23 protein-coding genes are annotated in these 25,767 nt (G+C 65.9%); 6 read left to right on the top strand and 17 right to left on the bottom strand.

Features of this window, described 5'->3' with window-relative positions; all coding sequences use genetic code 11:
* Positions 1-97: 97 nt before the first annotated feature.
* From BM136_RS16685 to BM136_RS16675, 3 genes are read right to left on the bottom strand one after another with little or no spacing between them, the layout of a single operon-like run.
* Complete coding sequence (locus BM136_RS16685) at positions 98-1,381, bottom strand: NAD(P)/FAD-dependent oxidoreductase (protein WP_092973243.1); 1,284 nt, start codon at positions 1,379-1,381, stop codon at positions 98-100.
* 3 nt (positions 1,382-1,384) lie between these two features.
* Complete coding sequence (locus tag BM136_RS16680) at positions 1,385-2,620, bottom strand: UbiH/UbiF/VisC/COQ6 family ubiquinone biosynthesis hydroxylase (protein ID WP_092973241.1); 1,236 nt, start codon at positions 2,618-2,620, stop codon at positions 1,385-1,387.
* Positions 2,617-3,996, bottom strand: a complete 1,380-nt coding sequence (locus BM136_RS16675) for an aminopeptidase P N-terminal domain-containing protein (RefSeq protein WP_092973239.1) — start codon at positions 3,994-3,996, stop codon at positions 2,617-2,619. The genes BM136_RS16680 and BM136_RS16675 overlap by 4 nt, the downstream gene beginning before the upstream one ends.
* A gap of 226 nt (positions 3,997-4,222) precedes the next feature.
* On the opposite strand from BM136_RS16675, the gene BM136_RS16670 reads away from it, so the two are divergent.
* Positions 4,223-6,280: a putative bifunctional diguanylate cyclase/phosphodiesterase gene (locus tag BM136_RS16670; protein ID WP_092973237.1), complete on the top strand. Its 2,058-nt coding sequence runs from the start codon at positions 4,223-4,225 to the stop codon at positions 6,278-6,280.
* A 4-nt stretch (positions 6,281-6,284) separates the two neighbouring features.
* Here the strand turns inward: BM136_RS16670 and murU are convergent, their stop codons facing one another.
* Genes murU through BM136_RS16650 form a run of 4 tightly spaced genes read right to left on the bottom strand, consistent with a single transcriptional unit; the run spans position 6,285 to position 9,107 of the window.
* Positions 6,285-6,977 (bottom strand): N-acetylmuramate alpha-1-phosphate uridylyltransferase MurU, encoded by a 693-nt coding sequence (gene murU, locus BM136_RS16665; RefSeq protein ID WP_092973235.1) that lies wholly within the window; start codon positions 6,975-6,977, stop codon positions 6,285-6,287.
* Between the two features lie 17 nt (positions 6,978-6,994).
* Positions 6,995-7,321 (bottom strand): AzlD domain-containing protein, encoded by a 327-nt coding sequence (locus tag BM136_RS16660; protein ID WP_092973233.1) that lies wholly within the window; start codon positions 7,319-7,321, stop codon positions 6,995-6,997.
* Positions 7,318-8,046, bottom strand: a complete 729-nt coding sequence (locus BM136_RS16655) for an AzlC family ABC transporter permease (protein ID WP_092973231.1) — start codon at positions 8,044-8,046, stop codon at positions 7,318-7,320. Before BM136_RS16655 ends, BM136_RS16660 begins: the two co-directional genes overlap by 4 nt.
* Positions 8,046-9,107 (bottom strand): aminoglycoside phosphotransferase family protein, encoded by a 1,062-nt coding sequence (locus BM136_RS16650; RefSeq protein ID WP_092973229.1) that lies wholly within the window; start codon positions 9,105-9,107, stop codon positions 8,046-8,048. The genes BM136_RS16655 and BM136_RS16650 overlap by 1 nt, the downstream gene beginning before the upstream one ends.
* Before the next feature lie 176 nt (positions 9,108-9,283).
* Here BM136_RS16650 and lptD point away from each other — a divergent pair, with 176 nt between their 5' ends.
* From lptD to rsmA, 4 genes are all read left to right on the top strand, one after another.
* Entirely contained in the window at positions 9,284-11,725 is a 2,442-nt protein-coding gene (lptD, locus tag BM136_RS16645) for an LPS-assembly protein LptD (RefSeq protein WP_092973755.1), read from the top strand.
* Positions 11,726-11,732: 7 nt separating this feature from the next.
* Entirely contained in the window at positions 11,733-13,220 is a 1,488-nt protein-coding gene (locus tag BM136_RS16640; RefSeq protein WP_175537155.1) for a peptidylprolyl isomerase, read from the top strand.
* An 87-nt stretch (positions 13,221-13,307) separates the two neighbouring features.
* A complete protein-coding gene (gene pdxA / locus BM136_RS16635) occupies positions 13,308-14,324 on the top strand; it encodes a 4-hydroxythreonine-4-phosphate dehydrogenase PdxA (protein WP_092973225.1) in 1,017 nt (338 codons plus the stop codon).
* A 31-nt stretch (positions 14,325-14,355) separates the two neighbouring features.
* Positions 14,356-15,201 carry a 16S rRNA (adenine(1518)-N(6)/adenine(1519)-N(6))-dimethyltransferase RsmA gene (gene rsmA, locus BM136_RS16630; RefSeq protein WP_092973223.1) on the top strand — a complete coding sequence of 282 codons (846 nt, stop codon included), beginning with the start codon at positions 14,356-14,358 and terminating at the stop codon, positions 15,199-15,201.
* Here the strand turns inward: rsmA and BM136_RS16625 are convergent.
* From BM136_RS16625 to BM136_RS16580, 10 genes are all read right to left on the bottom strand, one after another.
* Positions 15,188-16,093: a DMT family transporter gene (locus BM136_RS16625; protein ID WP_092973221.1), complete on the bottom strand. Its 906-nt coding sequence runs from the start codon at positions 16,091-16,093 to the stop codon at positions 15,188-15,190. The two genes, rsmA and BM136_RS16625, sit on opposite strands and share 14 nt — an antisense overlap.
* Positions 16,077-16,484 carry a lactoylglutathione lyase gene (gloA, locus tag BM136_RS16620; RefSeq protein ID WP_027678185.1) on the bottom strand — a complete coding sequence of 136 codons (408 nt, stop codon included), beginning with the start codon at positions 16,482-16,484 and terminating at the stop codon, positions 16,077-16,079. Before gloA ends, BM136_RS16625 begins: the two co-directional genes overlap by 17 nt.
* 118 nt (positions 16,485-16,602) lie before the next feature.
* Positions 16,603-17,481: a M48 family metallopeptidase gene (locus tag BM136_RS16615; RefSeq protein ID WP_092973219.1), complete on the bottom strand. Its 879-nt coding sequence runs from the start codon at positions 17,479-17,481 to the stop codon at positions 16,603-16,605.
* On the bottom strand, positions 17,478-18,230 hold the full coding sequence (locus BM136_RS16610; protein WP_092973217.1) for a lysophospholipid acyltransferase family protein: 753 nt from the start codon (positions 18,228-18,230) through the stop codon (positions 17,478-17,480). The genes BM136_RS16615 and BM136_RS16610 overlap by 4 nt, the downstream gene beginning before the upstream one ends.
* An 11-nt stretch (positions 18,231-18,241) precedes the next feature.
* A complete protein-coding gene (gene gmhB, locus BM136_RS16605) occupies positions 18,242-18,820 on the bottom strand; it encodes a D-glycero-beta-D-manno-heptose 1,7-bisphosphate 7-phosphatase (RefSeq protein WP_092973215.1) in 579 nt (192 codons plus the stop codon).
* 31 nt (positions 18,821-18,851) lie between these two features.
* Positions 18,852-20,945, bottom strand: coding sequence for a glycine--tRNA ligase subunit beta (glyS, locus tag BM136_RS16600; RefSeq protein ID WP_092973213.1), 2,094 nt, complete (start codon positions 20,943-20,945; stop codon positions 18,852-18,854).
* 86 nt (positions 20,946-21,031) lie between these two features.
* The gene (locus BM136_RS16595) at positions 21,032-21,691 is read right to left on the bottom strand and encodes a hypothetical protein (protein ID WP_092973211.1); all 660 of its coding nucleotides are present in this window, start codon (positions 21,689-21,691) and stop codon (positions 21,032-21,034) included.
* Positions 21,688-22,674, bottom strand: coding sequence for a glycine--tRNA ligase subunit alpha (gene glyQ / locus BM136_RS16590; RefSeq protein WP_024976606.1), 987 nt, complete (start codon positions 22,672-22,674; stop codon positions 21,688-21,690). The genes BM136_RS16595 and glyQ overlap by 4 nt, the downstream gene beginning before the upstream one ends.
* A 175-nt stretch (positions 22,675-22,849) precedes the next feature.
* Positions 22,850-24,361 (bottom strand): apolipoprotein N-acyltransferase, encoded by a 1,512-nt coding sequence (gene lnt / locus BM136_RS16585; protein WP_092973209.1) that lies wholly within the window; start codon positions 24,359-24,361, stop codon positions 22,850-22,852.
* Positions 24,362-24,425: 64 nt separating this feature from the next.
* Complete coding sequence (locus BM136_RS16580) at positions 24,426-25,319, bottom strand: HlyC/CorC family transporter (protein ID WP_092973207.1); 894 nt, start codon at positions 25,317-25,319, stop codon at positions 24,426-24,428.
* A 169-nt stretch (positions 25,320-25,488) separates the two neighbouring features.
* Here BM136_RS16580 and BM136_RS25700 point away from each other — a divergent pair, with 169 nt between their 5' ends.
* Positions 25,489-25,614 (top strand): hypothetical protein, encoded by a 126-nt coding sequence (locus BM136_RS25700; protein ID WP_302848168.1) that lies wholly within the window; start codon positions 25,489-25,491, stop codon positions 25,612-25,614.
* Positions 25,615-25,767 lie beyond the last annotated feature (153 nt).

The following is a 25,767-nucleotide window of genomic DNA, read 5'->3' as shown; positions in this document are numbered from 1 at the left end:
GGACGAGATTTTACCGCCAAACCGCCGGATTGCCTAAATGTTGTGCACAAACTATGCGGCAGTGCGGTCGGCGGCCGGGTTCTTGCCGTGGCTGGCGCTAGCGGAACCGTTGCAGCCCGTAGGCGCGTGCGTCGATGAAGGGCCGGCGCTCGCTGACCAGATCGGCGATGAGTCGGGCGGTGCCCGGCGCGCCCGTCATGCCCAAATGGCCGTGCCCGAACGCGAAAAACACGTTGCGGTGGCGCTCCGAGCGGTCGATCACGGGCAGGCTGTCGGGTAGAGAGGGCCGATGGCCCATCCACTGGCTGTCATCCGAGAATCTGAGGTCCGGAAAGAGCTGCTGGCCCTGCTGCATGAGGATGCGCGCGCGGCGGTAATCGGGCGACGCGTCCAGTCCGCCGATTTCCACGGTGCCGGCAATGCGCAAGCCGCCTTCCATGGGTGTGGCGATGAACTTGCGCTCGCAATCCATGATCGGCCGCGAGGGCTGCACGCTGGGCGCGCGCAGCGTGGCGTGATAGCCGCGTTCGGTGTCGAGCGGAATGCGGATGCTGGTGAGCTTCGCGCCCAGCCGCATCGACCACGCGCCCGCGCACAGCACCAGTTTCGACACGGGCAGCGTGCCGCAATCGGTGTGCAGTCTCGTTGGGCCGCCGTAGTCGCTTCGGCCGAACTCCACGTCCAGCACCTTGCGGCGCAGGAAGGTGCCGCCCGCCGCCATGAAGTTGGCTGCCAGCGTCTTGACCAGCCGTTCCGGGTTCACCGTGAAGCCGTTGTCGGGCAGCAGCAGACCGGATTGGATGTCGGCGGCCAGCACCGGTTCCAGTTCGCGTGTTTCACCGGCGCTCAGGGCTTGCGAGCGTACGCCGGTGGCATCGCGAATGGCTTGCGCCAGCACATCGCCCGACGAGCGCGCCAGTGTGCGCCACACATACAGATGGCCGCTCTGACGGATCAGGCCGTCGTATTGCGCGGCGTCGAGCAGGTCGCGATAACCGGGGAAGGTCGCGCTGAAAAGACTCGCCAGCGGCTGCGCCGTTGCACGGGCCTGCGCCTCGTTGCCCGCAAGCACCCATTGCAGCAGCCACGGCAGCGCGCGCGGCAGATAGGGCCAACGCACCGTCAGCGGACCCATCGGATCGGCCAGCCATTTGGGCACCTGCTTGAGCATGCCGGGCAGCGCCATCGGCACGACCGATGCCACGCTCAGGCAGCCGGCGTTGCCGAATGAGCAGCCTTCGCCAATGCCGGTCTGATCGAGCAGCGTGACCTGATGGCCTTCCCGTTGCAGTTGTAGCGCGCACGCCGTGCCGACAATGCCAGCGCCTACCACCGTGATCTGCTGGCGATCGCCAGCAGCGCTGACCTCGGGAGTTGCCACGCGTTAGCCCCGCTGCCCGAACATCATCTGCCGGGCCAGTCCGTGCTTGAGCGGCGGCAGACATTCCAGCAGCGTCAGCGCCGCGCCGCGCAGGTGGCCAAAGGGCCGGCCCGGCACGGCAAACGCGCGCGGCAGCAAATCGGTCAGGCCGATGGTGACGGCGCGGTCAAACGCGCGTTCGCGGGCGAAACGGGCGAGGGCGGCTGCCGTTGCCCCATCCCGAAGCGCACGTGCCATTTCGAACGCATCGCGCAGGCCGAGGTTGAAGCCCTGGCCCGCCACGGGGTGGATCGTCTGCGCGGCATTGCCGATGGCGGCGACGCGGCGGTCGACCGGAATGCGCTGTGCGTGCAGCCCGAGCGCGAACGTATGGCGCGGGCTGGCGTGCGTGAAGCGGCCCATGCGCTCGCCAAAGGCAGCGCCCAGTTCAGCGAGGAAGGCGTCGTCAGGCAACGTTGCGCGTCGGCGTGCTTCGTCGGGCGCGCAGCACCAGACGAGCGCATAGCCGGGACCTTGCGCGTCATCCTGCGGCAGCAATGCGAGTGGGCCTTGGGGTGTGAAGCGCTCCCACGCCCAGCCTTCCAGCGGCGCGCTGCAGCGCACGTGCGCGACGATGGCGGTCTGGCCGTAATCGCGGCGCCGCGCGTGGCCGATACCGCCTTGCTGCTTGCGTGCGTTGTCGAACAAGCCGCCTTCGGCCTGGATGACGACTTCCGTTTCGATGGCCAGCGGATGACGCCCTTCGCGTAGCGCGCGCACGCGGGCGGGCGCGACGGTGCCGTCAGCACGTGGCAGTTGCTCGACGCGCTCCACGGGCGTGTGGTCGTAGCGGGTGAGGCGATTCGGGTAGCGCGCCATCTGCGTGGCAAGTGCGGCGTTGAGCGCGGCGCTCAGGTCGCCGTATTGCACGACGTGGCCGAGCGCGGGGACATCGTAGTCTTCACGGCAGATATGCGCCTGCCCGAAGTGACCGCGCTGCGAGACATGGATGTGCGTGATCGGCGTGGCGCGCGTGGGCCAGCCGCCAATCTCCTGCAGCAGCACGCGCGAGCCATGCGAGAGCGCCAGCGAGCGCGGGTCTCGCGCGGCGGCTTCAGCATCGCGCGCATCGAACAGGGCGATGCGCCAGTCGGTGTCGCGCAGCAGCCAGTTCGCCAGCGCCAGCCCGACAGGCCCCGCGCCGACGATGGCGACGTCGCAGTCCGGCGCCGCGCTGTTCGCTGTGATGCTGTCGGTCATGCCTGGCTCCGCATCACCAGTTCGATTTCGTCCGGGGCCACGGGCACGTCGCGCGTGATGATTTCGCAGCCTTCGGGCGTGACGATGGCGTCGTCTTCAATGCGGATACCGATGTGCCAATATTTTTCCGGCACGCCGGGCGCGGGGCGCACGTAGATGCCGGGTTCGACGGTCAGCACCATGCCGGCTTCCAGCGGGCGCCACGGGCGTTCGCCTTCGGCCGGTGCGGCGGTGCCGGGCGTACGGTATTCGCCCACGTCGTGCACGTCCATGCCGAGCCAGTGGCCTGTGCGGTGCATGTAGAACTGACGGTATTGGCCGCCGGCGATCACGTCGTCGAGCGTGCCGACCTCGTTGGCGTCGAGCAGGCCGGTGTCGAGCATGCCTTGCGCCAGCACGCGCGTGGCAGCATCGTGCGGCACGTTGTACGGCACGCCCGGGCGTGTTTCGGCAAGGGCGGCTTCCTGCGCCGCAACCACAAGCTCATACAGCTCGCGTTGCGGGCCGGTAAAGCGGCCATTGACGGGAAACGTGCGGGTGATGTCCGACGCGTAGCCGTCCAGCTCGCAGCCGGCATCGATCAGGCAGAGATCGCCGTCGCGCAGTTCGGCGTTGCCCGCGCGGTAGTGCAGCACGCACGCGTTGGGGCCCGTCGCCACGATGGAGTTGTAGGCGACGCTTTGCGCACCGTGGCGGCGGAATTCGTACAGCAGCTCGGCTTCGAGATGGTATTCACGCAGCCCGGCACGCGAGGTTTGCATGGCGCGCACGTGGGCTCCTGCGGAGATGCGTCCGGCGCGGCGCATGATGTCGAGCTCGTTCGGGTCTTTGAACAAGCGCAGCTCGTCGAGGATGGCGCGCACGTCCAGCGCCTGGTGCGGCGACGACACCCCCGCGCGGCCCTGCATGCGCACCGCGTCGAGCCAGCGGCGCATGCGGCGGTCGAACGTGCCGCTTTCAGCCAGCGGATATGCCACGGCGGCAGCGTTGGCGAGCAGCTTGGGCAGCGTCGCGTCGATTTCTTCCACCGAATGCGCCTCATCCAGGCCGAAAGCTTCCTTCGCGGCTTCGGGGCCGAAGCGGAAGCCGTCCCAGATTTCGCGCTCTTCATGCTTCGGGCGACAGAACAGCACGCTGCGCGCGGGCGCGCTGGCTGCGGGGACCACGATGGCGAGCACCGCTTCGGGCTCGGTAAAGCCGGTCAGGTAATAGAAGTAACTGTCGTGCCGGTAGGGATAGTCGCTGTCGCGGTTGCGCATCGCTTCGGGCGCGGTCGGCACGATGGCGACCCCGCCCCCCGCCGCGCGCAGCCACTGCACGACGCGCTCGCGGCGCTGGCGATAGGTCTGGAGGAAAGCGAGTTCGGTGGCGGACATGGCGTGTTTTCCAGCGGCAGAAAGGATGCGTGGATTGTAACGCCGCGCTTGGTGGGCATTCGGGGAGGGGCATGGCCACACCCAAAAGGAGACTTGTGCGGTGCGGACGGCCTCTCCTAAAGTCTCGGGCGGCGGCCGCCGTTAATACTGACCTGTTTTGTATCCCGGTTGCGACCTCCGCCTGCAGTGGATTGGCCGCATTGGATCGGCCTGCCCAGGAGAACCGATGCTCGCCAGCAGTTACAACCCTCTTCTCGTCCTGCTTTCCCTCTTCGTGGCCATCCTGGCGTCGTATACGGCGCTGGATATGGCGGGACGTGTCGTCACCGCACACGGCCGCGCGGCGTTGTCGTGGCTCATCGGCGGCGCCTCGGCCATGGGGCTGGGCATCTGGTCGATGCACTTTGTCGGCATGCTGGCGCTGAACCTGCCGATTCCGGTTGGATATGACGTCGGAATCACGCTCACCTCGCTCGCCATCGGTATTGGGGCGTCGATGTTTGCGTTGTGGCTGGTCAGCCGGCGTGAATTGCCGTGGCCGCGTCTGGCGGGCGGCGCGCTGCTCATGGGCGCGGGCGTCGCGGGCATGCACTACACCGGCATGGCCGCGCTGCGCATGAACCCCGGCATCCAATATGACCCCGCGAGGTTTGCGCTGTCGATCGTGATTGCGGTGCTGGCCTCTGGCGTGGCGCTGTGGATCGCCTTTCGCCTGAGGCGGCAGTCGCGACGCGTTCGTGCACTGCGTGCCGGTTCGGCGGTGGTGATGGGCGTGGCCATCGTTGGCATGCATTACATGGGCATGTCGGCGGCATCGTTTCCATTCGGCAGTGTGTGCGGGGCTGCGCATACCGGTGCGAGTGCCGAATGGCTGGCGCTGGTCATCATCATCGTGACGCTGGCGGTGCTGGCCATCGCGCTGATCATCTCGGTGCTGGACTTGCGCATGGAAGCGCGCACCGCCTTACTGGCGAACTCACTGGCCGCGGCCAACAAGGAGCTGGCCTACCTTGCGCTGCACGACAACCTGACCAAGCTTTCCAACCGCGTGCTGCTGGAAGACCGCCTGACCCAGGCGATCCGCACGGCTGAACGCGAGAAGCGCCGCTTCGCTCTCATGTTCATGGACCTGGATGGCTTCAAGGCCGTCAACGATGTCTATGGCCACCATGTGGGCGATCTGCTGCTGATCGACGTCGCACAGCGCATCGGTGCACGGGTGCGCCAGCAGGACACCGTGGCGCGTGTCGGCGGCGATGAATTTGTTGTGCTCGCCTACGTGGACGATCCGGAAGACGCCGGCACCCTGGCCGACGCGCTGCTGGAAGTGGTGCGCGAGCCCTTCATGGCTGGCGGTCACGAGTTGCGTGTTTCTACCAGCATCGGCATCGCGATCTACCCCGGCAACGGCGACAACCAACACGATCTGCTCACCAATGCCGATGCAGCGATGTATCACGCGAAGGGTTTGGGCCGGAACGCCTACAGTTTCTTCGAACCCTCGATGAACGCCGACGTGCATCACCAGTTGCAGCTCGCGCAGGACTTGCGCCGCGCGGTCGAGCGCAACGAACTCGTGCTGCACTACCAGCCCAAGTTCAACGCGCCCAATGGGCCGATCATGGGCGTGGAGGCGCTGGTGCGCTGGCAGCATCCCCAGCGCGGTTTGGTGCCCGCCGACGAGTTCATCCCGCTGGCCGAAAAGACGGGTCTGATCGTGCCGCTGGGCGCGTGGGTGCTGGACGAAGCCTGTCGCCAGATGGCGCAATGGCACCGCGAGGGGCGCACTGGCTGGACCGTCGCCGTGAATCTCTCCGCGCTGCAGTTTGGTCATGCCGCACTCATCGACACCGTGCGCGACACGCTCGCGCGCCATGCGCTGGACCCGCGCAGTCTGACGCTGGAGATTACGGAGTCGACCGCCATGCGCGATGTCGATGCGAGCCTGCAGATCCTGCAGCAGCTCGACGCGATGGGCGTGCGGATTTCGATCGACGATTTTGGCACCGGCTATTCCAGCCTGCTGTATCTCAAGCGTCTGCCTGCCAGCGAGCTGAAGATCGACCGCGGTTTCGTGCGCGACCTGGCGCACGACACGGAAGACGCAGCCATCGTCTCGGCCATCGTGGCGCTGGGCCAGACGCTGAACCTGCGCATCGTCGCAGAAGGTGTGGAGACGGCCGAGCAGCAGGCGTTCCTGACGCGGCTCGGTTGTCACTCGCTGCAGGGTTACCTGCTTGGCCGCCCGATGACGGCGGAATCATTGAGCGCGGCGATGGCGTAAGCGCTTAGCGCGCCGCGAGTTCTGCGTCGAGTGCGGCCAGCTGGGCGGCCGTGCCGACGTTTTCCCAGCGGCCGTCGAAGCGTTCACCGGTGGCGCGACCTTCGGCGATGGCTTGGTGGTAGAGCGGCGTCATCGCCAGTCGCGTGCCGGGCGTGATGCCGGCAAATAGGCGCGTGTCGTACAAGCCGATGTTGCCGAACGTGAGGTGCTCGGGGCCGTCCGCGTGGAGCACGCCTTCGTTATCCAGGGCGAAATCGCCGCGAAGGTGGTAGGGCGGGTTCGGCACCATCACCAGGTGCATGCTGGGCGCGGCCTGCGCAGCCATTGCGGGCGCTCGGTCGCGCAGTGCGGCGTAATCGTAATCGCAGAACACGTCGCCGCTGACGGCAATGAATACGCTGTGCCCATCGCCGGCATGCAGCAGCGGCATGGCCTGGGCGACACCGCCTGCCGTTTCCAACGCTTGCCCTTCCGGTGAATACGCGAGGCGCACGCCCCACGTGCTGCCATCCCCGAGCGTGGCTTCGATCTGCGCGCCGAGCCACGCGTGGTTGATGACAATGTCGAGCACGCCTGCCGCAGCCAGGCGCTCGATCTGCCAGACGATCAGCGGTTTACCGCCCACGTTGAGCAGGGGCTTGGGCGTGTGGTCGGTCAGCGGGCGCATGCGGTCGCCGCGGCCCGCCGCAAAAATCATGGCACGCGTCGTGGAATTCAAGTCATTACCTTCATGAGAATCAACAGCACAGCCATGCCACCGACGATGGTCCACATCGCACTCTTCGTCACCCGTGCGATGACGATGGCGACGATGCCCGCAAGCAGGCGCGGGTTGTCGACCGACACCGCGAGCGCGCCGTCGCGCATCAGCAGGTCGGGCGCGATCAGCGCGGTCAGCATCGCGGCCGGCACGTAGGGCAGGGCGTTGCGGAACCACATCGGCAGGTTCATGCGCCCTTCCAGCGCGATGAACGATAGACGGATCAGGTAGGTCGCCGCGCCGGCAATCAGCAGCACGCCGAAGAGGATCAGGGCTTTCATGCAGCAGCCCCCTTGTTGGACGGCCGAGCCAGCAAGCGCTCAATCAGCGCGCCGACGGCAATGCCGACACACGCCGCGCTCATCAGCCCCAGCTTGTGCGGCCAGCCTGTCCACGCCACGGCCAGCGCGGCGCCGGCCAATGCTGCAGCCAGTTGTGCGCGCGTGCGCAGCGCCGGCACCACGATGGCGATGAACGTGAGCGGCAGGAAGAAATCGAGCGGCCACGAGGTCGGCACTTGGGCCCCCAGCACCACGCCAACGATCGTCGACGCCTGCCAGCTCGACCACAGGGCCACGCCAGCGCCAAGGAAATACCAATGGCGGTAGGCTGTTTCCTCGCTGCCGGGCTGTGCTGTGACAACGCGGCGGTTCATGGCGGCGAACGCTTCGTCGGTCAGCAGATAGGCGATCAGCCATTTCCAGCGACGCGGCAGGTGCGCCAGCGTCGGTGCAATGCTGGCTGAGTAGAGCGCGTGCCGCAGATTCACCATCGAGACTGTCGCCGCAATCACGAGCGCGGGCGCGCCACCGGCCCACAACTGCACGAGGATCATCTGCGAGGCGCCACCGAAAACGATAGCGCTCATCGCCACGGCAAGCCACGCGGGCATGCCGGCGGACGTGGCCAGCACGCCGTAGATCATGCCGAACGGCACCACGCCCAGCAGCATGGGCGCGAGCGCCAGCATGCCGGCGCGAAACTCAACGGCGCGGGGAGAGACCATCAGAACGTGTAGCCGATCTGCTGCGCGCGATCTTCGAGTTGATCGAGCAGGCGGGCCAGCGGTGCCAGCGCGTTGTAGCGGCTGCACACGCGGCGCAGGTAGGCGATGAAGCGCGGGGTGTCTTCCACGTAGCCGGTCTTGCCGTCTCGGTAGCACAGGCGCGCGAAGATGCCGGCCACTTTCAGATGGCGTTGCGCGCCCATCCATTCGAGGGCGCGGTAGAACTCGCCGAAGTCGTCATCCACGGGCAGCTTGGCGGCGCGGGCCGTTTCCCAATAGCGCACGGCCCAATCCAGCTCCTGCTCTTCATCCCACGACAGGAAGGCGTCGCGCAGCAGCGAGGCGGCGTCGTAGGTGATCGGGCCGTAGACGGCGTCCTGGAAATCCAGCACGCCCGGCTGCGACGGGTCGGCCGCGTTGATCATCAGGTTGCGCGGCATGTAGTCACGATGGACGTACACGCGCGGCTGGGCCAGGGCGCTGTCGACCAGCAGCTTGAAGACCTTGTCGAGCGATTCGCGCTGCGTGGCGTCCAAGGGCCGTTGCAGGTGGCGATCGACATACCAGTCGGGAAACAGCGACAGCTCGCGGCGCAGCAGCGCTTCGTCGTACGGCGGCAGCTCTCCTTCACGTGAGGCCAACTGCCAGCGCACCAGGGTATGGATGGCCGGGCGGAACAGCGTGTTGGCGTAGGCGAGGTCGAAATCGCGTTCGCGCAGCGATTGCAGATACGTTTGCGGGCCCAGATCGGTCAGCAGGAGGAAGCCCTGCGCGAGATCCTGCTCCAGCACCTGAGGTGCATGCACGCCGGCGCCATTCAGCAGGCCCGCCACATGGACGAACGGGCGGCAGTCTTCCTGCGGCGGCGGGGCGTCCATGACGACCAGCGTGCCGTGGGCGCTGTCCAGGCGGAAATAACGGCGGAAGCTGGCATCGGCCGAAGCGGGCTGCAGCGTGTCGATGCGCAGGCCGCGGGCGGCGGGCAATGTGCCGAGCCAGTCGCGCAGTTGACTGAGACGTGCGTCGGTTGCGCCTGCTGCGGCGCCAGGGGTCGAAGCCATGCTGAGAGAATGCTGGAATGAGGCTGGAAGGAAGCCCCGTATAATACCCGACCGAGTTTCGCTGCGAGCGAGCGCCGGCCCTGTCCAGGCCGCGTCCGGCGGCGGGATTGACCGCAGTACTGACTGATTTTGTGCCTGTGCGTGCCGTTGCGCGTGCGGCCCTGTTCCCGATCTGCATGACCGAACCGAACCGAGCCAGGAAAAACCGGCAGCGCGCTGCTGTTGCCGCGCCCGATCAGCGGCCCGCCGACTTGGCCACCATCAGGCGTGGCACGCTGGCATTGCGCCCGCTGGTGTTCGCGGTGGCCGGTGTCTGGACGGCGACGTCCGCGGCGCAGAGCGCGGACACCACGCAGGCGACGGCGCCTGCCGTTACCCCGGCCTCGTCGGTGACAGCGCTGGCCACGTCCGGCCCGACCACGCCTGGCGGCAGTCCGCTGGTGCCCAAGATGGCCGAGCCCGTCCAGCGACCGGACAACACTGTCCCCACGTTTACCGCGGCCGACAAGATGGACGGCCGCACCAACGAAGACATCCACCTGCGCGGCAATGGCGAATTGCGCCGCAACGGTTCGGTGCTCAAGGGCGACACCCTCGACTACAACCAGGACACCGACGTGGCCACGGCCACCGGCAACGTGCGCTTGTTCAAGGGCGGCACGCTCGTCACCGGCCCGGATGCCAAGCTCAAAGTCACCGCCAACGAAGGCACCATCAGCACGCCGACCTACGAGTTCCACTCGACCGGTGGCCGCGGCACCGCAGACCGCATCGACTTTATCGACAAGGACAACAGCCGCATCACGCGCGGTACGTACACCACGTGCTCGCCCGACAACGTCGACTGGTACTTCAGCGCGAGCCGCATCGACATCGACAGCGATCGCCAAGTCGGCACTGGCCGCAACGGCGTACTGCACTTCTTCGGCGTGCCGGTGTTTGCCGCGCCGATCATGGACTTCCCGCTCAATGACGATCGCCGCAGCGGTTTCCTGGCACCGGTCTTCGGCTACAACAGCCGCAGCGGGGCCGACGTCACACTGCCGTACTACTTCAACATCGCGCCGAATCGCGATCTGACGTTGTATCCGCGTCTGCTGAGTCAGCGCGGCCTGCAGCTCGGCGCCGAATACCGCTATCTCGATACGTCGTACAGCGGCGTCCTGCGTGGCGAATTCCTGCCGGATGATCGTGAGGCGGGCCGCAACCGCTGGTCGATTTCGGCAGTGCACACGCAGCGCTTGGCGCCTGGCCTGACCGGCTACATCAACTACAACAAAGTTTCGGATAACACCTATCCGGATGACCTTGGCCGCAGCATTGTCACGGCGACGCAGCGCCAGTATGTGCAGGAAGGTGGCGTCACGTACTCGATCGGCGATTGGGTTGCGCTGGCGCGTGTGCAGAAGTTCCAGACGCTGTCGACCGCCACTACGCCCCTGGCAGCGCCCTACGAGCGTTTGCCGCAGTTGAGCCTGACGTATAACCGGTACGACGTTGGTGGCTTTGACATCAATTTCCTGACCGACTACACGCGGTTCTCGATCCCCACGGCCAACACCGTCCAGGGCGAGCGTTTGTTCATGCAGCCGACGATCAGCTACCCGATCATCCGCCCCGGCTGGTACGTCACGCCGAAGTTCATCCTGAATACCACCGCATATCGCCTGGACCGCCCGGCGGGTGATACGCAGGATACGCAGATCAATCGCACGCTGCCCACGTTCTCGCTCGATTCGGGCATGACCTTTGAGCGCGATGCGCCACTGGTCACCAAACTGTTTGGCGTGAGTTACATCCAGACGCTGGAGCCGCGCGTGTTCTACGTCTACACGCCGTATCGTGATCAGTCGCAAATTCCGTTGTTCGATACCGGTCAGTCGGACTACAACCTCGGCCAGATCTTTACCGAAAATCCGTACACGGGTTATGACCGCATTGCCGACAACAACAAACTGACGGCGGGCGTGACCACGCGCTTTATTGAAGCGGAATCGGGCATTGAACGCCTGCGTGCCACGATCGCCCAGCGTATCGATTTCGAAGGCCAGCGCGTGACGCTGGCGGGTGCGGCACCGACGTCGGTGCGCCGCTATTCCGACCTTCTGGGCGCGACCACGATCCAGATGTTCCGCGGCATCTTTTTCGATACGAACCTTCAGTACAATCAGGACATCGATCGCATCATGCGCTCGACCGTCGCATTCAGCTGGAAGCCGGAAGCCAACAAGGTGATCAACCTCGGCTACCGCTATTACCGGCAAGACGCGAATACCGGTCAGCTTCCGCTGGAACAGGCCGATATCTCAACGCAGTGGCCGATCACACGGCGCCTGTACGGCCTGGGCCGCATCGGTTATGACCTGGATGCGCGTAAGCCGTCGGATATGCTGCTTGGCCTGGAATATGTGGCGGACTGCTGGGTCGGCCGACTGGCGGTACAGCGCTACAGCAATGCGGTTTCGGGCTATACGACGCATATCTTTGCCCAGATCGAGTTCAAGGGTTTGTCGAAGGTGGGGAACAATCCGATCGACGTGATTCGTCTGAACGTGCCCGGCTACCAGCCGGTGACCGCGCAGCCGATCACGCCGTCCGTGCTGGATCAATATGAATAACGACATCATGGCTTTCCAATCGACCGCTTTCGCCACGCGTGTGGCTCCTCTGGGCCGCCTGCGTGTCGCCACCAGCGTGCTGGTCGCGCTGATGGCGGGGACCACGCTGGCACCAGCCGTCCACGCGCAGCAGGCGCAATCGGCAAAAAAGAGCGCTCCTGTGCGTGGCATCTTCGCCAACCCGGGTTCGTCGCCGAGCCAGCCGTTGCTGCAAGGCACGTTGCCGGAGCCGACGGCACCGGGCGCACCGCGTAGCCAGCTCGTCGACGAGGTGGTGGCCGTGGTCAACACCGACGTCATCACACGCCGCGAACTGCTCAACCGCGCCGACTTGGTCGAACGCACGTTCCGTGCGCAGAACCGTCCGCTGCCACCGCGTGCGGATTTGCTCGGTGAAGTGCTTGAGCAGCTGATCCTGGAGCGCGTGCAGGCGCAGACCGCCAAGGAAAGCGGCATCCGCGTGTCCGACGCCGATGTGGATCGTGCGGTGGAAAGCGTGGCCCAGCGCAACAACCTGTCCGTCCCGCAGCTCAAGAGCAAGCTGAAGGACGCCGGCATGACGTACGACAAGTACCGCGACGACCTGCGTCAGGAAATCCTGCTGGCGCGCCTGCGCGAGCGCGAGGTCGACTCCAAGGTGCAGGTCTACGACGGCGAGATCGATAACTATCTGGCGCAGCAGGGTGGCGGCACGGCTCCGGCTGGCGAGCAGCAATACAACGTCGCGCAGATTCTCGTGCCGGTCGCCGAAAGCGCCACGGATGCCGAGAAGGCCGCAGCACGCAGCAAGGCCGAAGCCCTGCTCAAACAAGCACAGGGCGGTGCGGATTTCGCCAAGCTGGCGCGTGACAATTCGGGCGCCCAGGATGCCTCGCAAGGCGGCGAACTTGGGCTGCGTCCGATCGGTCGCTTGCCGGCTGTGTTTGCCAACGCCGTGGTCGACATGAAGGCCGGCCAGGTGGCGAGCCAAGTGGTCGAAAGCCCGGCTGGTTATCACGTGATCAAGCTGTTGGAGAAGCGCGCGCCGAGTACGGCGATTGCCGCCAAGGTGCAGCAGACGCAAGTGCGCCACATTCTGATCAAGACCGGTCCGACGATGTCGGCAGAAGACGCGCGCCGCCAGTTGGCGGGCCTGCGCGATCGGATCGTGCACGGCTATGACTTTGGCGACGCGGCTCGCCGGTATTCACAGGACGGTTCGGCCGGTGCGGGCGGCGAGCTGGGCTGGGTGTCGCCGGGCCAGTTGGTGCCGGAATTCGAGCAGGCGATGAACCAGCTCAAGCCCGGTGATGTGTCGCAGCCGGTGCAGAGCCAGTTCGGCGTGCATCTGATCCAGGTGGAAGGTCGTCGTGAGGCAGAGGTGTCGGGAGACCGCCAGCGCGACTACGCACGTTCGGTGATCCGCGAGCAGAAGGTGCAGGCCGCCTATGAAGATTGGCTGCGTGAGCTGCGCGACTCGGCCCACGTGGAATACCGGGTGAACCGTCAGCAGTAAGCTACGGACATCCGCATCGCTCACGGCCGCCTGCGGGCGGCCGTGGCGTTTCTAGACCAACGGGAAACCATCGCAGGAAAGCGCTGCATGCTGAACATTGCCATCACCACTGGAGAACCTGCCGGTATCGGCCCCGATATCACCGTGGCTGCGTTGCTGCACCTGGCGCGTCAGGCGTCGCCGCATTACGCCGATGTGCAGTGGCACGTGATTGGCGATACGGCATTGCTGCAGGCGCGCGCTGACGCGATCGGGCAGGGCGATTTCTGGCGTGTTGCCTCCACGGCGCTGACTATTGTGGAGCGCCCCCTGGGTACGCCGGTGCGCGCTGGCGTGCTCGATGCCGCCAACGGCCGCTATGTGCTTGGCCTGCTCGACGCAGCCATCGATGGCTGCCAGATTGGCACGGCGGACGGCGTCCGTTACGACGCGATGGTCACAGCGCCGGTGCAGAAGAGCACGATTAACGACGCAGGCGTGCCGTTTACCGGCCATACCGAATACTTGGCAGAGCGCAGCCGCACGCCGCGCGTGGTGATGATGCTCGCTGGCTCGCAGCCGGCACACGACAACACCATGCTGCGCGTGGCGTTGGCCACGACGCATTTGCCGTTGCGCGAGGTGCCGGACGCTATCACACCCGCAGTGCTCGACGAAACGCTCGACATCGTGCAACGTGATTTGCGCACGCGCTTCGGCTTGACCGCACCGCGCATTCTCGTGACGGGGCTGAATCCACATGCGGGTGAATCAGGTCATCTCGGCCGCGAAGAGATCGAGGTGATCGAGCCGGCCATCGCGCGTGCGCGTGCGCGCGGAATCGATGCGCGCGGTCCGTATCCGGCCGACACGCTGTTCCAGCCGCGGCTTCTTGCCGAGGCCGATTGCGTGCTGGCGATGTACCACGACCAAGGTCTGGCGCCGCTCAAGTACGGCACCTTCGGGCATGGCGTGAACATCACGCTGGGCCTGCCGTTCGTGCGCACGTCGGTGGACCACGGTACGGCGCTGGACTTGGCGGGCACGGGTCGCGCCGAGTTCGGCAGCATGATCGAGGCGATCGATACCGCCATCGCCATGGCGCGGCACACGGCACGTTCCTGAGTTTCTTCACCTTTTCGATTTCGAGTTCGCAATGGCACGATCCACGACCGGCGTTCACCAGGGGCACCAAGCCCGCAAGCGCTTCGGCCAGAACTTTCTGGTCGATGACGGCGTGATCCACGCCATCGTTGCCGCCATTGATCCAAAGCCCGACGACGTGCTCGTCGAAATTGGCCCAGGTCTCGGCGCGCTCACCGTGCCGCTCATGGAGCGCGTGCGCACGCTGCAGGTGGTCGAGTTGGATCGTGACCTCGTCGCGCGCTTGCAGAAGCGTTTCGGCGATCGGCTGATCGTGCATGCAGGCGATGCGCTGGCGTTCGATTTCGGTTCGCTGGTGGAGGTTGGGCGGCCGCTGCGCATTGTTGGCAACCTGCCGTACAACATCTCCAGCCCGCTGCTGTTTCACCTCGCCACGTTCGCCGACCGCGTGCGCGATCAGCACTTCATGCTGCAGAAAGAGGTGGTCGACCGCATGGTGGCCGCGCCGGGCAGCAAGGCGTTCAGCCGGCTGTCGGTGATGCTGCAGGTGCGGTACTACATGGAGCTGGTGCTGGATGTGCCGCCGGGCTCGTTCAACCCGCCGCCCAAGGTGGATTCGGCGGTGGTGCGGATGATTCCTTGGCCGGCCGACAAGTCGCCGTATGCGCCGGTCGACATGCGCGCGCTCGGCACGGTGGTGACGATGGCGTTTTCGCAGCGGCGCAAGGTGCTGCGCAACACGCTGGGGGCGCTGCGCGACGTGATCGATTTCGAAGCGCTTGGCTTTGATCTGGGCCGCCGCGCAGAAGAAGTGCCGGTAGAAGATTTCGTGGCGGTGGCGAATGCGCTGCCGGCCAACCGCATCGCCGGCAGCGTTTCCGCCCTTAGCGAAGATTGACGAGCAGGATGCCCGACAGCACGAGCGTTGCCGCCAGCGCAAACCGCAGGCCCACCGGCTCGTGCAACAGCAGCACGCCAAACGCCACGCCAAACAGCGGCGTCAGGAACGAGAACACGGACAACCGCGACGCCAGGTAACGGCGCAGCAGCCAGAACCATGTCAGGTAACTGGCGAACGCAATCAGCACGGACTGGTAGGCGAGGCTGGCCAGCGCGGTTGGTGTGAGGTTCGCGGTAAAGGCCTGGCCAGTGCCCGCGGCCATCAACAGCAGTAGCACGGCCGAGACGGCCAGCTGATACAGCAGCGTCTTCGCCGCCGGTGCTTCGGAAAGCTTGCTTGCCCGCACGACGATGGTCGTCGCGCCCCACAGCGCGCCCGCCACCACGCCCAGCGCGTCACCCAACGAGGTCGACGGCCCGGCCGCCGGGTGCAGGACACCATCGGCAAACGCCAGCACGATCCCCGCAAATGCAATGCCGATGCCCGTCCACTGCCGCGGGCGCAGGTGCTCGCCCGGCACAAAGAAATGCAGGCCGAGCGCGGTGAAGATGGGCGCGGTGTAGAGGAACACCGCCATGCGTGAGGCGGTCGTGTAGCCCAGCCCGATGAAGATGCACAGGAACTCGACGCCGAACAGCACGCCGGCCATCAGGCCGCCGGCCAGCGTGCCGTCGCGCAACGACAGGCACGTGCCGCGCCAGAGCGCAAACGCGAACACCAGGACCGACGCGATGGCCGAGCGCACACCGGCCTGCATGACGGGGCCCACGTCGTGCGCGGCCACCTTGATGGCGACCTGCTGAAAGCCCCAGCACATGCACAGCACCACCATCAGGCCGATGGCGGTGCCGTCCAGCGGCCGGCGGATCGCGTCAGTGGCGGTTGCCATCGGGCATCGAGCGCGCCTGAATCAGCTCGATCTTGTAGCCGTCCGGATCTTCCACAAACGCGATGATGGTGCTGCCGCCCTTGACCGGGCCCGCCTCACGCGTGACCTTGCCGCCTGCGTTGCGGATCTGGTCGCAGGCCTGCGCGGCATTGTCGACCTCGATGGCCAGGTGCCCAAATGCCGTGCCGAGTTCGTACTCGCTCACGCCGTAGTTGTAGGTCAGTTCGATGACCGTGTTGCCGGCTTCCGGGCCGTAACCGACGAACGCCAGCGAGTACTTGTATTCAGGGTTGTCGCTGGTGCGCAGCAGCTGCATGCCGAGCACGTTGGTGTAGAAGTCGATCGAGCGCTGCAAGTCGCCGACGCGCAGCATGGTGTGGAGCATTCGCATGGGGGTTTCCTTCCTGGAGAACTGCGGGAAGGCAATATTGTAGGGGGGTGTGGCGGAGCCTGCAGGGCAAGCATGTTTTGCTGCCGACGCATCCGTGGCAGCGGCGTCGGCGGGCGAGTCAGAACGCCGGCAAGTATTCCGGCGGATGCGAGCGCAGCTGCTCCCGCGCCTCGCGAAACTCAGGAAAGATCGACTCCACGGTGTCCCAGAAGCGCGGGCTGTGGTTCATCTCCTTGAGATGCGCCAGCTCGTGCGCAACCACGTAGTCGATCAAGCTCAGCGGGAAATGCACGAGGCGCCAGTTCAGGCGGATCTTGCCGTCAGCGGTGCAGCTTCCCCAGCGCGTGGCGGCGGAGGACAGCGCATACGCGCTATGCCGCACGCCCAGGCGCTCGGCATACACCTCAAGGCGCTCGCCGAAAAGGCGTCGAGCCTGCGTCTGCAGCCAGCCTTGCACGCGGTCCTTGATCTGCTGCTCCGTGGTGGTGGGCGGCAGGCCCAGGTGCAGCACGCTGGTGTCGGCATCAAACATCAATGCGCCGATGGGCGATTCCAGCTTGAGCGTGATCGTCTTGCCGAGGAAGGGCAGCGCGGCGCCGTCCTGCCACTCCATGGGCGGCAGCATGCGGCGTGCGGCACTCGTGCGCCATTCGGCCAGCTTGGCGAAGATCCACTTCTGCTTTTCGGCGATGGCGTGTTCGATCTCGGCGAGCGTCACCCAGCGCGGAGCCGTGATCGACAAGCCGCGGTCATCGATGACAAAGCCGATGGTGCGCCGCGACGAACGCTTGAGGTTATATATGAGCGCGCGCTCGCCCAGCGTCAGCCGGCGCTGGTTGGGGCCGAGCGGTGCGGTGGAAAAATCGAGTGCGGGCGGGGCGAGGAGGGACGCGTCAGACGGCTGCGATGGCGACGGGGCTTCGGGCGCGAGCAGCGGCAGCTCGAGTTGGACGCTGTCGGCGGGGGTGGGCGAAGTCGGTGGGCGCAGCAGTTTCATGCGTGCTCGCGGTAGCTATCGGCGTCGATTCTACGCATTTCTGTTTCGATCCACGCTTCGACTTCGCGGTTGAGCTCGTCGCTGGTCTTGCCAGCGCTCGGAATGGCCGGCCCGACCGACAGGGTGATCAAGCCCGGATGCTTCAGGAACGAATTGCGCGGCCACACGCGGCCGGAGTTGTGTGCGATGGGGATGACCCATGCGCCGGTATCCACGGCAAAGCGCGCGCCGCCGCTCTTGTAGCGCGGTTTGGGGTCGCCCGAGCGCGTGCGCGTGCCCTCCGGAAACATGATCACCCATGCGCCGTCTGCAAGGCGCTCTTTGCCCTGGCGCGCGACCGAGGTGAACGCATTGGCGCCGTCCTTGCGGTTGATGTGCACCATTTTGAGCATGCCGAGCGCCCATCCAAAGAACGGCACATACAGCAGTTCGCGCTTGAAGACGTAGCACAGCGGGCGCGGCATGGTCGCGACAAAGGCCATGGTTTCCCACGCTGACTGATGCTTGGAAAGCAGTACCACCTGCTTGTTGGTGGCGACGGCTTCCTCGATGTGCTCCCAGCCCTGGTATTGCCAGCGGATGCCGAGCAGCCAGCGCGCCATCCAGATTGCAGACTTCGTCCAGCCGGACACCATCCAGAAACGGCGGTGCGGGTTCATGAACGGAAAGACGATGAAGCAGGCCACCGCGTAAATCGGTGTCCATACGATCAGGAAAACCAGGTACAGCAGCGAACGGATAAAAGTCATTGGGGGCGAATTCAAGGGGCGCGCGTGGGCGTGCCCTGGGGCGCAGGGGATAGCAGCGCACGCGCAAACGCACGCAAGTCCTGATGAATCTGGGTGCCTGGGGGCAGGTCACCGGCATCGCGGGTCTTGGCGCCCTTGCCGGTCAGTACGAGGTGAGGTACGGCACCAACTTCGACACCGGCTTGCAGGTCACGCAGTGAGTCACCCACGACCGGCACGCCCGTCAGGTCCATGTCGAAGCGGCGTGCTATCTCGCGGAGCATGCCGGACTTGGGCTTGCGGCACTCGCACGCATCGGCGGCGGTGTGCGGGCAGAAGAAGACGGCGTCGATGCGCCCACCATAGGTGGCCAGCGCCTTGTACATCTTCTCGTGCATGGCGTTGAGCGCGGCGGCCTCGAACAGGCCGCGTCCGATGCCCGACTGGTTAGTTGCCACCACCACCTGGTAGCCGGCCTGATTCAGCTCGGCAATGGCTTCCAGGCTGCCGTCGAGGGCGATCCACTCGTCAGGCGACTTGATGAACTGGTCGCTGTCGTGGTTGATGACGCCATCGCGGTCGAGAATCACCAGTTTGGGAACGTGGGGCATGGTGGGCTCCGAACGGTGCTTGGGGTGCCGATCAGGCGGCCAGCTTGGAGATGTCCGCCACGCGGTTCATCAGTCCGTGCAGTTCAGCCAGCAGCGCGAGGCGGTTGTCGCGCAGCGCGGTGTCGTCGGCCATCACCATCACGCCGTCGAAGAACGTGTCGACCGCTTCGCGCAGGCCGGCCAACGTCTTGAGCGCGGTGGTGAAATCGCCGCGTGCGAAGGCATCGTGCACCTGCGGCTCCGACAAGGCCACGGCCTGGTGCAGGGCACGCTCGGCGTCTTCCTTGAGCAGTTGCGGCTGCACGGCACCAATGGCCACGTCGGTTTTCTTCAGGATGTTGGTGATGCGCTTGTTGGCGGCGGCCAGCGCTTCTGCCTGCGGCAGGGCAGCAAAGGCGCGCACGGCTTCGAGGCGCGCAACGATGTCGTCCAGGCGCTGCGGCCGCTGGCTCACCACGGCTTCCACCTCGTTGGTGCTGTAGCCCTTGTCCTTCAGGTAGCCGCGCAGGCGGTCGTACAGGAAGTCGGAGATGGCGGCCAGGTCCGGTTTGACAGCGGCGATGCCGTCGAAGCTGGCAGCGGCAATCTGCAGGGCATCGTCGATCGTGAGCGCGAGCGGCTTCTCGATCAGCATGCGCAGGATGCCCAGGGCGTGGCGGCGCAGCGCGAACGGGTCTTTCTCCCCCGTGGGTTGCAGGCCGATGCCCCAGATACCAACCAGCGTTTCCAGCTTGTCGGCCAATGCCACCGCCGTACCGGTGGCGGTGCTGGGCAGCGCGTCGCCGGCAAAGCGCGGTTGGTAGTGTTCGGAGCAGGCCAGCGCCACGTCGTCGGGTTCGCCGTCGTGGCGGGCGTAGTAGGTGCCCATCGTGCCCTGCAGCTCGGGGAACTCGCCCACCATGTCGGTCAGCAGATCGGCCTTGGCCAGCAACGCGCCGCGCGAGGCGTGTGTTACATCCGCACCGAGCTTCTCCGCGAGTTGGCCCGCGATGGCTTGCAGGCGCGACACGCGCTCAAGCTGCGTGCCGATCTTGTTGTGATAGACCACGCGCGCGAGCAGCGGCACGCGATCGGCCAGCGGCTTCTTCTTGTCCTGCTCGAAGAAGAAGCGCGCGTCGGCCAGGCGCGGGCGGACCACGCGTTCGTTGCCTTGAATGATGGCCTCGGGCGTGCCCGTGGCGATGTTCGAGACGATCAGGAAGCGGTTGCGCAGGTGGCCTTGTGCATCGGTCAGCGCAAAGTACTTCTGGTTGGTCTGCATGGTCAGGATCAGGCACTCCTGCGGCACGGCGAGGAACGCTTCCTCGAAATGGCAGGGGTAGACCACGGGCCATTCGACCAGCGCGTTCACCTCGTCGAGCAGCGCTTCGGGCATGACCACCGTATCGGCGCCGGCGGTCTTGAGCAGCTCGGCGCGGATGGCTTCCTTGCGCTTGCCATAGCTGGCGATGACTTTGCCCTGCGACTCCAGCGTGCTCGCATACGACGTGGCATTTTGGATGACGATTTCGCCGGCCGACAGGAAACGGTGGCCCAGTGTCACGTTGCCCGATTGCAGGCCAAATGCGCTGACAGGGATGACTTCGCTGTCGAGCAGGGCGATCAGCTTGTGCGCCGGGCGCACGAACTGAACGTTCTCGCCGTTCGGGCGCTGATACGTCATCACCTTCGGGATCGGAAGGTTGGCGATGGTCTGCGACAGTGCCGTCTGCAGGCCGTCGGCCAGCACGGCGCCGCGCGCGGTATAGCGATAGAACAGCGCTTCGGTCTTGCCGTCAGGCGCGCGTTCGAGCGATTCAGGGGCGATGGCGTCCACGCCCACGGTCTTGGCCAGCGCGGCCAGCTTCTTGACGAGCGGCGCGGCGGGTTTGCCCTCGGCATCGAAGGCGATGGTCACGGGCAGCACCTTCTCGCGCAGTTCGCGATCGGGCGCGGTGCGGCGCACGCCGGTGATCGATGCGGCCAGGCGGCGCGGCGTGGCAAAACCTTCCACGGCGGCGCCCTCTTCGAGCAGGCCTTGTGCCGACAGACCGTCAAACAGGCCGCGCGCAAACGCCTCGCCCAGGCGGGCCAGTGCCTTGGGCGGCAGTTCTTCGGTCAGCAGTTCGATCAGGAGGGTGGACATAGCGTTTGAATCGGTGACGTCGTTGTTCTGCGCCGCTTGGTGTTCAGATCAGTTGCGGCGGTACGTTGTGTTGTTCGGTTCAGTGATCAGCAGGGCGAGCCGGGCACGGGCTCCACACCCGACAGCAGCCACACGCCGTTCTGCTGCTGGAACTGCAATTGCGTGCCGGCGCACTGGCCCGGCGGCGGAGGCGGTGCAATCGGCGCAGGGGTGGTGCCGGGCGCAGCCGCATCGCGGCGCAGGAAGCGGGCCGACAGCAAGCCGCGGCGCGCGTCGTAACGCACCTCTTGCAGCGTGCCGGATACGTTGAATTCCAGACGGCTCGGCAGTTGCCCCGCCGAGCGGAACACCCGCGCACGGCGCTGTGCCTTTGCGCCGGTGCCTTGCCACTCCACCCACGTGAGTGGGAAGCGCAGGGCCGTCGCATACGTGCGCAACGGCACGCGATGCCAGCCGAGGTCACGCGCGCCCGACAGGTCGCAGGCCATCGTGCGCACCAGGCTCGTCCATTGATCGATCGACGGCGGCGGTGGCGTCCACGCTGTGCTCAGCGCTTGCTGAAGCGGCTTGGAATCGGCCACGCAAAGCTGCGTCAGGGTGCTGGGCACGACAAAAACCTTCTCCGTCGATGCCGCCTTGGACGTGCGATGCCGCGCCGCTTGCGCGACGCTCGCCGGTAGCGCCAGCGCGGCGATGGACGCTGCCGTCAGCAGCGCCAGGCCACGCCGTGCTCGGTTGGCCGTCATGCGGCCTCCGTGGTCTTGGCGGCGGCAGCGGCCGTGCCGCACATCGGGAAGCCGAGGCGCTCGCGCGAGTCGTAGTAAGCCTGCGCGACCAGACGCGACAGGTTGCGGATGCGGCCGATGTAGGCGGCGCGCTCCGTTACTGAAATGGCGCCGCGCGCGTCCAGCAGGTTGAAGGTGTGGCCGGCCTTGAGCACTTGCTCGTAGGCGGGCAGGGCCAGTTGCACGACAGGTGCGTCGCCCTCGGCAGCGGCATCACCTTCTGCGCGCACGCCCATCAGGCGCTTGGCTTCGGCTTCGTGCTCGGCAAAGCGGCGGAACAGCACGGTCGTGTCGGCCTGCTCGAAGTTGTACGTCGATTGCTCGACTTCGTTCTGGTGATAGACGTCGCCGTAGGTCAGGCGGCGCTTCACGGGACCATTCGGGCCCGGCTCTTCCCACTCCGTCCAGACCAGGTCGTAGATGTTCTCGACCTGCTGCAGGTACATCGCCAGACGTTCGATGCCGTAGGTGATCTCACCGGTCACAGGCTTGCAGTCGAGGCCGCCGACTTGCTGGAAGTACGTGAATTGCGTGACTTCCATGCCGTTGAGCCACACCTCCCAGCCCAGGCCCCAGGCGCCGAGCGTGGGGTTCTCCCAGTCGTCTTCCACAAAGCGGACGTCGTTCTGCTTCAGGTCCAGGCCCAGCGCTTCCAGCGAACCGAGGTACAGATCGAGGATGTTTTCCGGCGCCGGCTTGAGCACCACTTGGTACTGGTAGTAATGCTGCAGGCGGTTTGGGTTCTCGCCGTAGCGGCCGTCCTTGGGGCGGCGCGACGGTTGTACGTAGGCGGCACGCCACGGCTCCGGGCCGATCGCGCGCAGGAAGGTGTGCACGTGCGACGTGCCGGCGCCGACTTCGAGGTCGATCGGTTGCAGCAGGGCGCAGCCCTGGGCGTCCCAGTACGACTGCAGCTTGAGAATGAGTTGCTGGAAGGTAAGCATGGTGGTACCCGTTGGTCCGCGGCGGCACGGAACGTGCGTTGCGCCGCGCGACGGTGGAATGCAGCGGCGGGCACGAGAAGCGCCTGGCTCCGTGCCCGCCGTAAAACGTTGAATTTTAGCGTTTTTTGTCAGCGACTCCGGAAAGTGGCTCGAAAGCCCTCCGGACGCTGAACGATCAATCTGCCGAAGCCCGGCGGCGGCGCACGAATGCCACCAGCAGAACCAGCGCGCCCAGGCCCAGCGCGGGCGCGTTGCCGGTCCGCACGAATGGCGTCAGGCCTTGCGTGCCTTGCACGTCGGTCTGCAATGTGCCAAGCGTGAAGACGGGCAGACGGGCCTGTACGCTGCCGTCGGGCCGCACCACGGCGGTCGCCCCCGTGTTGGTGGCGCGCAGCATCGGACGGCCCGTTTCCAGTGCGCGCATGCGCGAGATCTGCAGGTGCTGGTCCAACGCGATCGTGTCGCCAAACCACGCAAGATTCGTCACGTTCGCGAGCATCGTGGCGGGCTGATCCGCATGCCGCAGCGAGGCGGCAATTTCCTCGCCAAACAAATCCTCGTAGCAGATGTTGGGCGCGACACGCTGGTCGGCCACCGCCATGGGCGGCTGCACGGGCAGGCCGCGCCGGAAGTCGCCCAGCGGCATGTTCATCATGTTGACGAACCAGTGGAAACCGAAGGGGATGAACTCGCCGAAGGGCACGAGGTGGTGCTTGTTGTAGCGGTAGACGCCTTGGAATTGCGGGCCGACGCCGAACACGCTGTTGGTGTAGTCGACACGCGAGTCCTCGCTGGCGGCTCCAAAGAGCACGCTGGAGCCGGTGGTATCGACGTAGGTACGGATGGCCAGCGCGATCTCCTGCGGCATCTCCTGAATCATGATCGGGAAGGCCGTCTCGGGCGTGACCACGAGTTGCGCGGGCTTCGCGGTGACCATCTTGGTGTACAGCTCCAGCGAGCGCTCGATGCCGGTCTGCTGGAACTTCACGTCCTGCGGCACATTGCCCTGCAAGAGGCGTACGGAAATGGGTTTGCCCACGGGTTCTGTCCACGCAATGCCGTGCAGCGGCAAGCCCGCTACCAGCACAAGCGCACCCGCGATGCCTGCCAGCCAGTGCAGGCGGCGCTCGGCCGCGACACACAGCAGACCCGCCAGCACTGCGGCGATCAGCACGATGCCGTAGACGCCCACCAGCGGTGCATAACCGGCCAGTGGGCCATCGGTGTGCGCGTAGCCGCCGTTGATCCAGGGAAAGCCTGTCCAGACCGTGCCGCGCAGCCACTCCGTGACGGCCCATGCCGCGCCAAATACCAGCGCGGATGCGGTGCCGGACCACCGTCCGCGTCGTGTTAGCCACTGCCATGCCCACACCGCCAGCGCCGGATGCAGCGCCAGATAGCCAGCGAACAGCAGCACGGCCAGCGCGGCCATCCATGCCGGCATGTCGCCGTAGACGTGCATGCTGATATAGAGCCACCAGACGCCCGACAGGAACCAGCCGAGCCCGAACGCATAGCCAACCCATGCTGCATCACGCAAACGCGGGGCGCGCTGCACGAGCGCGGCCAGCCCCGTCAGCGAGAGGATCTGCAGCCACCACCAGTGGTTCGGCGCGAACGACAGCGTATGCATGACGCCAAGCAGCGCTGCCAGCGGCATCGCAAAACGCAGCCGCGCGAGCGGCACAGCTTGGGCGTCCTGCCGACGGGACGGTGCGGCAGGGGAAGAGAACTGAGCGGGCACGGAAGGATCAGGCGGGGTGAGAACCAGAGGTGTCGGCCGTGGCATTGCCGCCGGCTGGCGTGGTGAGGCGGCGCACGAGCAGCACCTGCACCTGGCGCGCATCGGCGCGCAGCACGTCGAACTGCAGCGTGCCCATGACGATCTTCTCGCCCCGGTGTGGCACGCGGCCCAGGTGGTTGGACAGCAGTCCGCCCACGGTATCGACGTCTTCGTCGGAGAAATGTGTGCCGAAGGCTTCGTTGAACTGGCTGATTTCGGTCAGTCCGCGCACGCGCATGTGGCCATCGGCGGTCGGCAGGATGTTGTCTTCTTCCTGGTCGAAGTCGTATTCGTCCTCGATGTCGCCGACGATCTGCTCGAGCACATCTTCGATGGTGATGAGGCCGGCCACGCCGCCATATTCGTCAACGACGATGGCGATGTGGTTGCGATTGACGCGGAAGTCGCGCAGCAGCACGTTCAGTCGCTTGGATTCGGGGATGAACACGGCCGGGCGCAGCATGTCGCGCACATCGAAGCCTTCGTCGGTGTAGAAGCGCAGCAGGTCCTTGGCGAGCAGGATGCCGATGATGTTGTCGCGGCTGCCCTCGTAGACGGGGAAGCGCGAATGCGCGGCTTCCTGCACGAACGGGATGAATTCTGACGGCGCGTCGGCGATGTTGAGCGCATCCATCTGCGCGCGCGGGATCATGATGTCGCGCGCGCACAGGTCTGAGACCTGGAAGACGCCTTCGATCATCGACAAGGAGTCGGCGTCGATCAGGTTGCGCGCATGGGCGTCTTGGAGGATTTCGAGCAGCTCGGCCCGCGATTCGGGCTCGGGCGAGATGAGGTCGGTCAGGCGTTCCAGCAGCGTACGGGGTTTGTCGGCTGGCTTCGGACTGGGATACGGATCATTCATGGCGCGGTCGCGCGTCGTTAAACATCGGCCCAGCATACACCAAAAGCCCTGCCGCCCCGATGACGCGGGGTGGCCGCCCAGCCTCCGGAAGTGCTTCTTGTTTCACATATGGAGGCCGGGTTCGGGCGCGTCAACGATGGGCGATCTGCCGAAGGGGTAGCGGTCAGTCGTGCCCGCCATCACCGCCGCGTTGCTGGCCGTTGTCGTGCGTATTGCTGCCTTCGCTGCCTTGATGATTGTCGTTCTGGCCGCGGTCTCCATCGTCCTGACCGTGATGCTGACCGTGCCCGCCTGAGTCGTCACCCTCGCCGCCGTGGTTGCCATTCTCGCCATGGTCGTGGTCACCACCGTGGTTGGCATTCTCGCCATGGTCGTGGTCACCACCGTGGTTGCCATCGCCGCCATGGTCGTGATGACCGCCGTGGTTGCCATCGCCGCCATGGTCGTG

Source organism: Ralstonia sp. NFACC01 (assembly GCF_900115545.1).
GTDB classification, from domain to species: Bacteria; Pseudomonadota; Gammaproteobacteria; order Burkholderiales; family Burkholderiaceae; genus Ralstonia; species Ralstonia mojiangensis.
Note: the sequence above shows the minus strand (reverse complement) of the source record. Positions and strands in the feature narration are given on the sequence as shown.